Below are 13,813 nucleotides of genomic sequence, written 5' to 3'. Positions count from 1 at the left end.
GGATATGTCCACCAGACGGATGTAGCTATCCCTGGGAAAAAACACCCATTATTTTCAGTCTTACTTTGCGCAACACTGCGCGTCTTTTATTAACTCAAATCGGGTAATTTTGCGGCTGCGTTTTTCTCTATCCCAATAAGCGGCATTAAATTATCAACCGCGGAAGCATAATTAATTGCCGAACTCCAGCCGTCATACTCAGCGATTATTTTCGCCGAGGTGGCCTGCCAGACATCCTGCTCAACGCTGAGCAGATCGTTAATGCTCCGCTTGCTCAGGGTGTATTCATTTTTATAGACATCGCGGGCGCGCAGGGCATTTTCCAGCTGTTGCTTCCCGGCCTCCATTCTTCCCCGTGCGCCGGTCCAGTCCGCCTGCGCAACGGAGGCTTTTTGCAGGACATCGAAACGCGCCTGATCGACCTGAGAGGAGGCCATTGCCCGTGCTCCTTCAGCCTGCCGCACGCGTGCGGAGACCGCGCCCCCCTGATAAAGCGGTGCGTCAATATTGAGCTGGATCTGGTCGTCCCAGTACGAACGGTTGTCCGACTCGTAACGGGTACGCCCCCCCTTCAGGCTTAAGGTTGGCCAGTGCTGGGACTTAGCGGTTTCCACGCCATACTGGGCAGAGCGCTCCATGTTTTGCGCGGCCATGACCGCCGGTATCAGCGAATAATCAATGCGGTTGAGCGAATCAGGCTCGACCGCGAGGTTTGCAGGTACAGGCGAAAAGTTATCTGCCTGCATGCCGGTTAATACCGCGAGCCTTGCGCGGGCGCTGTTTAAGGCGGCTTGATACTGCGCGACCGTCGCCTGCATGCCGGCAATACGCGTGCGGGTCTGGAGCTCATCAGAGGTGGAACTCACGCCCGCGTCGGCGCGCAGCTTTGCCAGCTGCTCAACATTTTTAAGCGCCTGAACGTTCTCTTTTGCCGCCTGCAGCAGATCGGAATAGCGTTTGACCTCGACATAGCTCAGCGCGGTTTTTTCCGCCACGTCAGAGAGCGTGCCCATCAGCTGATAGCGGTAGCTATCGCGCCGGGAGGAGGACTGGCTGATGCTGTTATTGGTCTTGCCAAAATCGTACAGCAGCTGCGTCAGGCTCAGCCCCCAGGCGGCTGAATTCTTCAGCGACCCGCTGGAATCGGTGGTCTGGCTGTGCCCTGTACTCCCGTTCAACGATATTTGCGGCATCCAGCCGCTGCGCGCTTCATCTATTTGTGCCTGGCCAATACCTAATTGCGCAGCCTGCTGACTAATTGACGGATCGCGATCGATAGCAAAAAGAATACTTTCTTTTAAGGTTGTCGTGGCAACCGGGGCAATGCCCACCTGGCTACTATTGGCGTACGCCGTATGTATGGCTAATGAAATGAATGCCAGTGCTGCTGTAAATTGGCGTAACATAGGCTTTCGCAATATCGTCATTTTTATCTCCCTGACTCTGAGTGACACTGAAGCAATTACCCAAAAAGAGGTACAGATAATTAGACAAATATCTTATTTAGCATCCTTGCCGAATTTTAGGTAAAACTCCCCATACCCATTTCCTCTGGAGATGAGATCTGCCTGCTCCTATTTAAATTAAGAATTTACTTATTTCTTAAAGTGGTTAGCAGCATAACAAAATGAGTTATAGGCCACTACACCCACAATGTTAATGCGGTGTTACAATTAAGAAAAAAGATGGGGTTTCTGGACAAAACTCTGAAAATGACCTTTCAGATGAAACATATAAACCGACTGTTATTTAAGGAAAATTCTTAATTCGTTACCTGCACATTTTTGGGTTAATTTCCGGTCGGGTCAGACACAAAGATTTTCAAAGAAATGTCAATTTAAGTAACCGAGTCAAACTCAACAAAACTTAATGCTATTAATAAACTAATTGAAGCGATTTAAAACCACATTAAAGCAATTATTGAGAATTAAAATCCACCCAATGGTTATGAAGTGGTTACATAACCCAAACCATTAAATAAAACATAACAATAACATTATGGTTAACATTCAAAACGGCTTACTTATACCTCCTTAATAAAATTTTAATAATCACGCATCTCAATCATCACGCCTCTCCACGATATCAAAATGACGTTGCCCTTTTCTCTGCGTCAAAATGCTGTATTATGCAAATTATTGCGACATTTTGCAGGAATGCACACCGATGCACAAAACCGCACGACAACGCCACGTTCTGGATATCCTGAGCGAGCAAGGCCAGGCCAGCATCACCGAGCTGGCAGAAAAGCTGCAGGTTTCAGCCGACACCATCCGACGGGATCTGACCGACCTGGAAAACCAGGGGCTGGCGCAGAAGAACCACGGCGGGGCCATCGCGCTGAATCTTTCCGCCATGAATCGCCAGGGCCGAAATACGCTGCTGCCGGAAACCAAACGGCGCCTGGGAAAACAGGTCGCACAGCAGGTTCCTGCGGGTTCTACCCTGTTTCTGGATGCGGGAAGCACGGTGATGGCTGTCGCTTCCTTTCTTCGCGGGCCGCTCACCGTCATTACCACGTCTCTGGATATTGCCCAGCACTTTAGCGACCGGGAAGACGTGGAGCTGATCCTCCTCGGCGGGAAATGGGACCACCAGCAGCGCCTGTTTGCCGGAAGCGCCACGTTGTCCTTGCTGTCCCGCTATCGGGCAGATATCGCCATCCTCGGCGCGTGCGCCATTCATGCTGAACTCGGTTTGAGCGCCGGTAAAGAAGCGGATGCCGAGGTTAAACGCGCGATGCTTGAAGCAAGCCATGCGCGCTGGATTGTGGCCGATCACCTGAAAGTCAACCGCTGCGAACCGTATCTGGTTTCCGGGTTATCCAACATTCAACAACTCTTTTTAGATCGTCCCTGGCCTGAGCTTGGGGACCCCGGCGCATTGCAGGTCACGGTGTGCGCGAATTAACGTGGAGAAGTTCATGAGTACAGTTCGAACAATCAACATTGCGCTGATCGGGTATGGATTTGTGGGTAAAACCTTCCATGCCCCGTTAATCCAGTCTGTGGACGGGCTTAAGCTGGCGGTGGTCTCTTCTCGTGATGAAGAGAAGGTTAAACGCGATCTGCCGGACGTACAGGTGGTGGCGACACCGGAAGAGGCCATTGGGCATCCTGATATCGATCTGGTTGTGATTGCCTCCCCCAACGCCACGCACGCCCCGCTGGCGACGCTGGCCCTGAACGCGGGGAAACACGTGGTCGTGGATAAGCCTTTTACCCTCGACATGCAGGAAGCCCGCGACCTGATTGCGCTGGCGGATGAAAAGCAGCTACTGCTTTCTGTCTTTCACAATCGCCGCTGGGACAGCGATTTCCTCGGCATTAAGCAGATCATTGAGCAAGGCACGCTCGGCAAGGTTAAGCACCTGGAATCGCACATCGACCGCTTCCGCCCGGAAGTGCGCGTGCGCTGGCGCGAGCAGAATGTCCCCGGGAGCGGCCTGTGGTTTGACCTGGGGCCTCATCTTATTGATCAGACGCTGCAGCTCTTTGGCCTGCCGCAGTCGGTTCAGGGGAATATCGCGACGCTGCGCGACGGTGCAGAAATCAACGACTGGGCGCACGTGGTATTAAACTACCCGGAGCATAAGGTCGTTCTGCACGCCAGCATGCTGGTGGCGGGCGGTACGGCACGCTTTGCCGTCCACGGGGACAAGGGCAGCCTGGTGAAGGCCAGAATCGATCAGCAGGAAGCGCAGCTGCTATCCGGGGTTATCCCCGGCAGTGAAGCCTGGGGCGAAGACAGCGACAGCATGGTGTTCTTTGGCGCTGACGGCACGCCGCAGACGATCCCTACCCCGAAAGGCGATCAGCGCCAGTATTACATCAACGTGCGTGACGCGCTGCTTGGGAAAATCGACAATCCGGTCCACCCGGTCGAGGCATTAGCGGTGATGGCCGTGCTGGAAGCGGCGGTGAAGTCGTCTGAGACGGGGTCAACGCAGGCGCTGGCATTAACAGCTGAAGAACGTGCTTTGCTGGGTTAAAAACAAGCCGGGTGACGCGTAGCGATCCCGGCCTACGATTCTGGAATTGCATCGTAGGCCGGGTAAGGCGTAGCCGCCACCCGGCAAGCGTTAATGACTACGAACGCTTTTTCGGCATCATGCGCAGAAGAGTATTATCTTTCCAGAAATAGTGATGCACCAGCGCCGCCGCCGCGTGCAGGCCAATCACAAAATAGCCCAGGTTTGCCAGCGTCTCGTGCCACTCCTTCAGCGTATCAACCAGGTCAAAATTGGACTCTGCCGCATGCGGCATCGCCAGTCCGAAAGCAAACCAGTCGCTGCCACGGTTATACATCATCACAATGCCGATCAGCGGCAGCGCAATAAACAGCAGATACACCACCAGATGCCCCAGATGAGACATCCCCGTCACCATCGCTTTTGGCTTCGGCTGAATCGGCGGCGCGCGGAACTTCAGGCGAACCAGCAGACGCGTCACCATCAGCACCAGAATACCGATACCGCATGAGACGTGAATCATATTGATTGCCGGACGCGCGGTGCGCGGGAAGAAACCTCTGAACTCCATGGCGCAGTAGGCGACGATGATTAACAGAAACACCAGCCAGTGGATGCCGATTTGCAGGCTTGTATATTTAGTGCGCATGTGATTTCTCGATTAAAAACAGTTACCGCGCCAACATAATCCCCTTTCCTTAAAAATTCATTAACTTTTCTGTATGGTTTTTCAAATACTTCCCCCCGCATGAATCATCTTCAATTGCCGCCCTGCCCGTGATGGTCTAAGCCTGGATGAGTTCAAACTGTCGCATCGACACGTTTACAGGAGAACACCATGAGTAAAATTGGCATTAACGGATTTGGACGCATTGGACGTCTTGTTCTGCGCCGCCTTCTTGAAACCCAGGACAGTAATACCGTCGTCGCCATCAACGACCTCACCTCTCCCAAAGTGCTGGCCTACCTTCTCAGGCATGATTCTAACTACGGTGGCTTCCCGTGGAGCGTGGATTTCACCGAGGATGCACTGATCGTTGACGGTAAAACCATAGCGGTCTACGCCGAAAAAGAGGCGAAGCACATTCCGTGGAAAACCGCAGGCGTGGATATCGTCGTGGAGTGCACCGGCTTTTATACGTCTGAAGAAAAATCACGGGCGCACCTGGACGCTGGCGCGAAGAAAGTGCTGATCTCTGCGCCTGCGGGAGACATGAAAACGATCGTCTACAGCGTGAATGACGACACCATTGACGCCAGTGACACCATTATTTCCGTGGCATCCTGCACTACCAACTGCCTCGCCCCGCTGGCGAAAGCCCTGAACGATGCGTTTGAAATAAAAGTGGGCACCATGACCACCATTCACGCCTATACCGGTACCCAGGCGCTGGTAGATGGTCCGCGCGGGAAAGACCTTCGCGCCTCGCGGGCGGCGGCAGAGAATATTATTCCGCATACCACCGGCGCCGCCAAAGCCATCGGTCTGGTGATCCCTGCGCTCAGCGGCAAACTGAAGGGCCACGCGCAGCGCGTGCCGGTAAAAACGGGTTCGGTAACCGAGCTGGTAGCGATTCTGGGCAAGAAAGTAACCGTTGAGGAGATCAACGCCGCGCTGAAAAAGGCGACGCAGGGCAATAAATCGTTCGGGTATACCGACGAAGAGATTGTGTCGTCCGATGTGATTGGCTCGCACTATGGTTCGGTGTTTGACGCCACGCAGACGGAGGTATCAGAAGCGGGAGAACTTCAGCTGGTGAAAGCCGTTGCCTGGTATGACAACGAGTATGGGTTTGTGACCCAGCTTGTGCGGACGCTGGATAAGTTTGCGGCGCTGTGATTTTTTTCTTTATTCAGGGCTAATATGAGCTGTGAACCATCCCCTCTCCCTAAGGGAGAGGGTTAGGGTGAGGGGAACATACGGCTCTGGTGGTCATTCCGTTCACGTTATGTTCCTTGCTACTCTGTAACGACATGACCGGTGAACGTGCCAGGGTGGCTCAATCGCCACCACCCTGGCGACCCAGGCTTCCGGCGGTAAATCGCCGCTTTGCGGTGCCCTCAGCTTATTCCTTCAGGCTATCGGGTCGGGCATGAGCCTGCATCCCTGCAGGCCACGCCCTCTCGGCGCATCCCTGCGCCTCGCCCCGGCCTTACGGAAACGCTTCGGCGATTTACAGCCGGACCAGGGTGTCGCTGTAAGCCAAATGTTATTCTGAAGCGGTTGTTATTGCTTCTAATTACGTCCTTAAACCGAGCGCCTTAACAACGCATCCGCAAGGACCGGATCCTGCTGTAGCTGTTTCCATGCGGCGGTGAGGGCCTCGGGGAATTCAACGTGAGCAATATAATCCCGCCCGGCCGGGCCATAGCCGCTGGCGTCATCATACAGGCGCGGCAGTTCCCCCATAACGAGTGAAAGATAACGGTCAACGGGCCACAGTCCTGTGTTGCTCTCACTGAATTCCACGCCCTCTTTACCGTTTCGCAGCGTCGGCGTAAACCCCGGATGGCTGACCCACTGCGGTGAAACGGGCTCATCCCGACAAACTCGGGCAAACGTCGCCATCGTGCGGCGCTGCATCGTCGGATCCTGCACCACCAGCACCCGCCCCGTCGTTCGATGGTGCTGTTTCAGCATGTCCCAGCTAAAGCGCGCGTTTTCACCGCAGTTGGTGGATTGATCCTCAACCCACAGATGCGCCTCGGGGATCTGCCAGAACGCCCGCGCAATGTCGGCAAGAATGCTCGCTTCGGCCCGCCCTGCAGCCGGTACGGTGTGATAACGCGGATGACTGCCGATGGCGTCATATAAAAAGGGGGTTGAATGCCCGATGCCGCCGCTAATCAGAAGCGGCACGTCTTTCTGAGAGGCAATCCGGCAGGCCGCGTCAATGGTTGGGATCACCGCGTTTCCTGCCAGAATCACCGCATCGACTTCCGGGATCGGACGGGTCGCGCTCAGGTCGTCCTGCGCCAGCCATTCACCGACAGTATTAATAGCCGCCAGCGTGGCATCCGCCAGAACGGGAAAATGGGGCTGAACCATGGTGAACTCCTCACGTTGTTGAAGCGCCGAATTTATCATTTTTCTGAAATAACCAGAAACATCCAAAAATCATCGGGTTGCACCTGCCTATTATGCTTTTGATTTCCTGCCTTACAAAACATTGTATTGTGCAGGCGTCATGAAAAAGCACCCGGCGCTGCTTATTTCATCGTGATCTGACCAGTTTTATCCCCCCCGCGCTTGCCAAACACAACATCCAACCCTAAGTTGCTTAACAATTTCACAACCTTTTCATCATCACAGGTTGCACCTGAAGCGCGCCAGGTGACACCTCTCACATCATCAAACTGGCGGGGTTTCAGGTCATGACAGAACATGAAAGTACGACGACGGTATTACGTAAAAATAAAAAGGTGTTAATCGCCAGCCTTACCGGGAGCGCCATTGAATGGTTTGACTATTTTCTCTACGGTACGGCGGCCGCGCTGGTCTTTAATAAGATTTTTTTCCCGATGGTCGATCCGGTGATCGGGCTCATTCTCTCGTATCTCTCTTTCTCATTAACCTTTTTTATTCGCCCCATTGGCGGGGTACTTTTCGCCCACATTGGCGACCGCATCGGACGTAAAAAGACCCTCGTGCTGACCCTCTCTTTGATGGGAGGTGCAACCGTTATGATTGGCCTGCTGCCTACGTATGAGATGATCGGCCTGTGGGCTCCCGCTCTGCTGATCCTGATGCGCATCATTCAGGGGATGGGCATCGGCGGTGAATGGGGCGGCGCGCTGCTGCTGGCCTACGAATACGCGCCCGAAAAACGTAAAGGCTTTTTCGGCAGCATTCCGCAGGCGGGCGTGACCATCGGCATGCTGATGGCGACCTTTATCGTCTCGCTGATGACGCTGTTCAGCGAGGAGGATTTCCTCTCATGGGGCTGGCGCATCCCGTTCCTGCTGAGTTCGGTTCTGGTGTTGCTCGGCCTGTGGATCCGTAAGGACATCGACGAGACGCCTGATTTCAAGAAGGTAAAAAAATCGGGCCAGGTGGCGAAAGCGCCTCTGCGCGATACCCTGATATACTACTGGCGCGAAGTGTTGATTGCCGCCGGTCTGAAGGTTGTCGAAACCGCGCCGTTCTACATCTTCTCTACCTTCGTGGTGAGCTATGCCACCACTACGCTGACGTATCAAAAATCTCAGGCGCTGGAAGCCGTGACGCTGGGAGCCCTGGTGGCCACGGTTATGATCCCGTTAATGGGGTTACTTTCGGATAAAATTGGCCGTCAACGCATGTATGCCGCGAGCGTTTTCATCCTGGGTTTGTTTATCGTGCCGTGGTTTATGCTGCTCAACACCGATACCACCTGGGGCATTGTGCTCGCGACGGTGATCGCCTTTGGCGTGTTGTGGGCACCGGTAACGGCGGTACTCGGCACGCTGTGCTCTGAAATTTTTAGCGCAAACGTGCGCTACACCGGCATTACGCTCGGCTATCAGCTGGGTGCCGCGCTGGCAGGCGGTACCGCGCCGCTGATTGCCACCGGACTGCTGGCGAAATATGACGGCGACTGGGTTCCGGTGGCCTGGTATCTTGCCGTCACGGTAGCCATCTCCTTAATCGCGATTTTCTGCGCCAGCCGCGTTAAGCGAGCCTCCCCTCTGCAGGCGCAACCCGAACGTCTCTGATTGCTGTCGGCCCGACTTTCGGGCCGCTCTTTTTCCTTAAATTTCCCTTCACCATTTGATTAACATGCGTAAATCATATTCACTTGAATTATCATTTGCGGCAGACGTAGAATCGCTAGCCCGCTAATTATTCAATCATTTCTAAGGTAAACGACGTTATGCGCCTGCCCGAACGCGACCCTTATGCTCCTCGCGAGTGGCAGCCACATGAGAAACCCGCCCTGCTGGGTTCGCCCTCCACGCCCGAACACAGTACGCCAAAACGCATTGCCTACGGCGTCGTGGGCCTGCTGGTTTGCCTGACGGGGGCGCTGGGGAATGCGGTGGTGACCGCCAACCTGCAAAATTTGCAGGGGACTTTCGGGGCCTGGTCCACCGAAATCGCCTGGCTGCCCGCGGTCTATGTGATGACCAACATCTCCATCAACCTGCTGCTGGTCAAGTTCCGCCAGCAGTACGGTCTGCGCGCCTTCACTGAAGGTTTCCTGGTGCTGTACGTGCTGGTCACCTTCTTCCATCTGTTCGTAAACGACCTCAGCTCGGCGCTGATGGTTCGCGCCGCGCACGGCATGGTGGCCGCCGCGCTCAGCTCGCTGGGGATTTACTATCAGATCCAGGCCTGGCCTGCGAAGCACCGCCTGAAGGCGCTCACCATCGGCATCACCGGATCGTCACTCGCCATCCCGCTGGCCCGCCTGTTTTCGACAGAGCTGCTTCAGCTGGACGAGTGGCGCGGGCTCTATTTCTTCGAGCTGGGGCTGGCGCTGATCTCCCTGGCCTGCGTGATAGCCTTAAAACTGCCGCCGGGCGACAGGCGCAAGGTCTTCGAGAAGAAAGACTTTATCACCTTCTTTTTAATGGCCCCCGGGATGGCCCTGCTCTGCGCCGTGCTCTCGCTGGGCCGTCTGGACTGGTGGTTCGAAGCGCCGTGGATCGGCTGGTCGCTGGCGCTATCGCTGGTGCTGATTGTGGCTGCCATCGTCTTTGAACATAACCGCGCAAACCCGCTCCTGAACACCCGCTGGCTGTCGAGCGGCAGCATCGTCCGTCTGGGACTCATCATGCTGCTGATCCGTATCGTGCTGGCCGAGCAAAACACCGGCGTCATCGGCTGGCTGCAGTACGTGGGGTTACAGAATGAGCAGATGACCCACCTGGCGTGGTCTATTTTTGCCGGGATCGTCTGCGGGATTGTCACCAGCTGTCTCACGATTAAGCCGACCAAACTGGCGTGGCCGATTATTACCTCCCTGGCGCTGATGATTGTTGCCTCGCTGCTGGACAGCCAGTCCAACAACCTGACCCGACCGGATCAGCTGATGCTCAGCCAGTTCCTGCTCGGCTTCGGCAGCGCCTTCTTCCTGGCGCCCGCCATGCTGGCCGCCATTGGCGGGGTGATCGCCGACCCGCGCAACCTGGTCAGCTTCTCGGTGATGTTTGGCATGAGCCAGAACCTCGGCGGCCTGCTGGGCTCCGCGATCCTCGGCACCTTCCAGACCTGGCGCGAGAAATACCACTCCAGCCTGCTGGCGGACCAGCTCACCACGCTCAACCCGCTGGTCAACGAGCGAATCCAGCTTTATACCCAGATGTATAAAAGCCTGATTGGCGACAGCGCGCTGCTGAGCACCCAGGCGATAACGCAGCTGCAAACGGTGACCGCGCTGGAGGCGAATATTCTGGCCTACAACGATACTTATCTGCTGACGGCGAGCATCGCTGCCGCCACGCTGGTCTGGATTTTATGGCGCTTGCTGCGCCTGCGCATCACTGCCCGTCTGGCGCTTAAGAACGCCACCGGCAACAAATAATTGAAATATTTCTGGAGAGTTTATGAGTCAGCAGGATGCCGCTAAAGAGCAGGCCAACACCCGCAAAAATGTGCGCATTGTTTCCGTTTTCACCGCCGCCGCCATCGGTATCGTCGGCGTGCTGGTGATCCTTTATGCGTGGCAGCTGCCGCCGTTCACCCGCCACGCGCAGTTTACCGACAACGCCTACGTGCGCGGTCAGACGACATTTATTAGCCCGCAGGTGAACGGCTATATCACCGAGGTGAAGGTTCAGGACTTTGTGCAGGTCAAAAAAGGCGACCTGCTGATGCAGATTGATGACCGTATCTATCGTCAGCGGGTACATCAGGCCGAGGCGCAGCTGGCGATGAAAATAGCCGCCCTCAATAACAACCTGCAGCAGCGTAAAAGCGCCGAAGCGACGATCGCCAAAAATGACGCGGCGCTGAAAAATGCCCGCGCCCAGAGCCTGAAAAGCCAGGCGGATTTAAAGCGGGTGAAAGAGCTGACGTCTGACGGCTCGCTTTCCATTCGCGAGCGCGACGCGGCGCTGGCCAGTGCCGCCCAGGGCAGCGCCGACATCGACCAGGCGAAAGCCGCGCTTGAGATGTCGCGTCAGGATCTGCAGACGGTGATTGTCAACCGCGGTGCGCTGGAGGCGGATGTCGAAAACGCCAAAGCGGCGCTGGAGCTGGCGCAGATTGACCTGCAAAACACCCGCATTGTGGCGCCGCGCGACGGCCAGCTCGGCCAGATCGCCGTGCGCCTCGGGGCATACGTGACCGCAGGAACCCATCTCACCACCCTTGTGCCGCCTCAGCACTGGGTCATCGCCAATATTAAAGAGACCCAGCTCGCGGAGCTGCGCGTCGGTCAGCCGGTGAAATTCACGGTGGATGCCCTGAACAACAAATCCTATCAGGGCCGCGTGGAGAGCATCTCCCCGGCAACCGGAGTGGAGTTCAGCGCCATCACGCCGGACAACGCCACCGGCAACTTTGTCAAAATTGCCCAGCGTATTCCGGTGCGCATTGAGGTGCTCGGTAAGCCAGAAGATTCCGCGCTGCTGCGTCCGGGTATGTCGGTACAGGTGACCATTGATACGCGGGAGGCGAAGTAATGATCCTTCGCCCGATAGCCGCGCTGGTGGCGGCGGTCATGCTGGCCGGATGCCAGTCCGTTGACGTCAAGCCGGCTCAGACGACGCTGCATATCCCCACCCAGTGGCGAGCAGATGCCGGGCCTGCCAGCCCGACGGAGCAGCTCTGGTGGCGCAATTTCCATGACAACCATCTCAACCGCTATGTGGACCAGGCGCTGCAGAATAACAGCGACGTGCTGATCGCCCGCGAACGGATAAGCGAGTATCAGGCGCGGGTCTATGCGGCCGACGGTAGCCTGTTTCCCTCGCTTGATGCGGGCGTAACGGGGACGCGCGCCCGTTCACAATCCGCCGCGACCGGGCTGCCGGTTTACGGCACGCTGTACAGAGGGAGCCTGACGGCGAGCTATGACGTGGATATCTGGGGCGTCAACCGCAGCACGGCCAATGCCGCCGAGGCCTCGCTGGCGGCGCAAAAAGCCGCCGCCGCGGCTGCGGATTTGATCGTTGCCTCGTCCGTTGCATCCGGCTACGTCACCCTGCTCTCGCTTGATGAACAGCTGCGCGTGACCGAATCCACGCTGAAATCGCGCGAGGAGGCGTTTAACCTTGCGAAGCGTCAGTTTGAGACGGGCTACAGCTCGCGCCTGGAGCTGATGCAGTCAGATTCCGAGCTTCGCTCCACGCGGGCGCAGGTGCCCTTGCTGCAGCACCAGATTGCACAGCAGGAGAATGCCCTGAGCCTGCTGCTGGGAAGCAACCCCGGCGACGTGGCGCGCAGCGCAAGCTTCGCGGCACTGACGCCGCTGACGCTGCCGTCGCAGCTGCCTTCTTCGCTCCTGAACCGCCGCCCGGATATCGTTCAGGCCGAACGCCAGCTGGTGGCGGCTGACGCCTCGCTCGCGGCGTCGCGCGCCAGCCTGCTGCCGTCGATCAACCTGACCGCCGGCGGATCGGTTCAGGATCGCACCCTTTCCGGCCTGCTGGACAACCCGCTTCAGCTCTGGAGCGTCGGAGGCAGTATCCTTGCCCCGCTCCTGAACCGTCAGGCGCTAAATGCGCAGGTGGACATTTCCCAGTCCCAGCGAAACCAGGCGCTGTACGCCTATGAAAAGACCGTGCGTAACGCGTTTGCCGAGGTGAATAACAGCCTTGATGCGATTACGCGCTATCAGGAACAGCTGACAGAACTGCTTGCCCAGCAGGATGTTGCCCAGGAGACGCTGCGCATTGCGCAGAACCGCAATCGCAACGGCTACTCCTCCTATCTGGACGTGCTGGACGCGCAGCGCACGCTGTACTCGGTTCAGACCAGCGTGGTGCAGGTAAAAAATAACCTGCTGCTGGCGCAGATTGATTTGTACAGAGCGCTGGGCGGCGGCTGGGTCAGTGCCTGAAAACCTGCCCGGTGGCGCTTCGCTTACCGGGCCTACATTTCGCCCCGTAGGCCGGGTAAGCGAAGCGCCACCCGGCGTTTATTCCTCAGCCCTGTAGGCCGGGTAAGGCGTAGCCGCCACCCGGCAATCCCAACAAGGAGTCAATCTATGCAACAACAGTGGTCTGCAGTAGATAATTACATGATTTCTTCGCTTATTCCTGAAGATGACGTACTGAGTCAGGTACTGGAAAACAACAAGCGCGCCGGGCTGCCCGAACACGATGTCGCAGCCAATCAGGGGCAGCTGCTGGCGCTGTTCGTGCGCATGACGCAGGCAAGACGCATTCTTGAGATCGGCACGCTGGGCGCCTATAGCTCAATCTGGATGGCGCGCGCCCTGCCGCCGGACGGAAAGCTGATTACGCTTGAGGCAGATCCGACGCATGCCGGGGTTGCCCGCCAGAATATTCACCTCGCGGGGCTAGACGAACGTATTGAATTAATTGAAGGCCCGGCCCTGAGCTCGCTGGAGAATTTCGGTGAGGTTCCGCCGTTCGACCTGATCTTTATTGATGCCGATAAGCCAAACAATCCCGGCTATCTGGAATGGGCGCTGCACTACTCCCGCCCCGGCACGGTAATTATCGGCGATAACGTGGTCCGGGATGGCGAGGTAATCAACGGGGAAAGCGACGACGCGCGCGTGCTGGGCGTGCGGCGTTTTATTGAGATGATGGCGGATAACCCGCGCTTAACCGCCACCGCGCTGCAAACGGTGGGGATTAAGGGTTGGGATGGGTTTACGCTGGCGATTGTAGAACGATAACCAGCCGGGTGGCGGCTACGCCTTACCCGGCCTACCCGTTCTACCGTAG

The 13,813-nt window shown here is 56.6% G+C and carries 11 protein-coding genes; 8 read left to right on the top strand and 3 right to left on the bottom strand.

Features of this window, described 5'->3' with window-relative positions:
- Nucleotides 1–89 precede the first annotated feature (89 nt).
- On the bottom strand, nt 90–1,427 hold the full coding sequence (locus tag V1587_RS13215; RefSeq protein ID WP_371898036.1) for a TolC family outer membrane protein: 1,338 nt from the start codon (nt 1,425–1,427) through the stop codon (nt 90–92).
- Nucleotides 1,428–2,166: 739 nt separating this feature from the next.
- Between V1587_RS13215 and V1587_RS13210 the strand changes: the two genes are divergently transcribed.
- Nucleotides 2,167–2,910 carry a DeoR/GlpR family DNA-binding transcription regulator gene (locus V1587_RS13210; protein WP_371898035.1) on the top strand — a complete coding sequence of 248 codons (744 nt, stop codon included), beginning with the start codon at nt 2,167–2,169 and terminating at the stop codon, nt 2,908–2,910.
- 13 nt (nt 2,911–2,923) lie between these two features.
- Nucleotides 2,924–3,991: an oxidoreductase gene (locus V1587_RS13205; RefSeq protein WP_395314367.1), complete on the top strand. Its 1,068-nt coding sequence runs from the start codon at nt 2,924–2,926 to the stop codon at nt 3,989–3,991.
- A gap of 97 nt (nt 3,992–4,088) precedes the next feature.
- On the opposite strand, the gene cybB is transcribed toward V1587_RS13205, so the two are convergent.
- A complete protein-coding gene (cybB, locus tag V1587_RS13200; protein WP_371898033.1) occupies nt 4,089–4,619 on the bottom strand; it encodes a cytochrome b561 in 531 nt (176 codons plus the stop codon).
- A gap of 189 nt (nt 4,620–4,808) precedes the next feature.
- Between cybB and gap the strand changes: the two genes are divergently transcribed.
- Nucleotides 4,809–5,810 (top strand): type I glyceraldehyde-3-phosphate dehydrogenase, encoded by a 1,002-nt coding sequence (gene gap, locus V1587_RS13195; protein WP_063408900.1) that lies wholly within the window; start codon nt 4,809–4,811, stop codon nt 5,808–5,810.
- 408 nt (nt 5,811–6,218) lie between these two features.
- Here the strand turns inward: gap and V1587_RS13190 are convergent, their stop codons facing one another.
- The gene (locus V1587_RS13190; RefSeq protein ID WP_395314366.1) at nt 6,219–7,019 is read right to left on the bottom strand and encodes a YdcF family protein; all 801 of its coding nucleotides are present in this window, start codon (nt 7,017–7,019) and stop codon (nt 6,219–6,221) included.
- Nucleotides 7,020–7,345: 326 nt separating this feature from the next.
- On the opposite strand from V1587_RS13190, the gene V1587_RS13185 reads away from it, so the two are divergent.
- The 5 genes from V1587_RS13185 to V1587_RS13165 all read left to right on the top strand — a co-directional run bounded on the left by V1587_RS13185 (nt 7,346) and on the right by V1587_RS13165 (nt 13,764).
- Nucleotides 7,346–8,665: an MFS transporter gene (locus V1587_RS13185; RefSeq protein ID WP_395314365.1), complete on the top strand. Its 1,320-nt coding sequence runs from the start codon at nt 7,346–7,348 to the stop codon at nt 8,663–8,665.
- A gap of 158 nt (nt 8,666–8,823) precedes the next feature.
- Nucleotides 8,824–10,476, top strand: a complete 1,653-nt coding sequence (locus V1587_RS13180) for an MFS transporter (protein WP_395314364.1) — start codon at nt 8,824–8,826, stop codon at nt 10,474–10,476.
- A 22-nt stretch (nt 10,477–10,498) separates the two neighbouring features.
- Nucleotides 10,499–11,578 (top strand): HlyD family secretion protein, encoded by a 1,080-nt coding sequence (locus V1587_RS13175; protein ID WP_395314363.1) that lies wholly within the window; start codon nt 10,499–10,501, stop codon nt 11,576–11,578.
- Entirely contained in the window at nt 11,578–12,957 is a 1,380-nt protein-coding gene (locus V1587_RS13170) for an efflux transporter outer membrane subunit (protein WP_395314362.1), read from the top strand. Before V1587_RS13175 ends, V1587_RS13170 begins: the two co-directional genes overlap by 1 nt.
- 147 nt (nt 12,958–13,104) lie before the next feature.
- Nucleotides 13,105–13,764: an O-methyltransferase gene (locus V1587_RS13165; protein ID WP_371897477.1), complete on the top strand. Its 660-nt coding sequence runs from the start codon at nt 13,105–13,107 to the stop codon at nt 13,762–13,764.
- Nucleotides 13,765–13,813 lie beyond the last annotated feature (49 nt).

The sequence above is a fragment of the Enterobacter sp. ECC-249 genome, from assembly GCF_043965265.1.
Taxonomy (GTDB): domain Bacteria; phylum Pseudomonadota; class Gammaproteobacteria; order Enterobacterales; family Enterobacteriaceae; genus Enterobacter; species Enterobacter quasiroggenkampii.
This window is presented reverse-complemented; position numbering and strand designations above follow the sequence as displayed.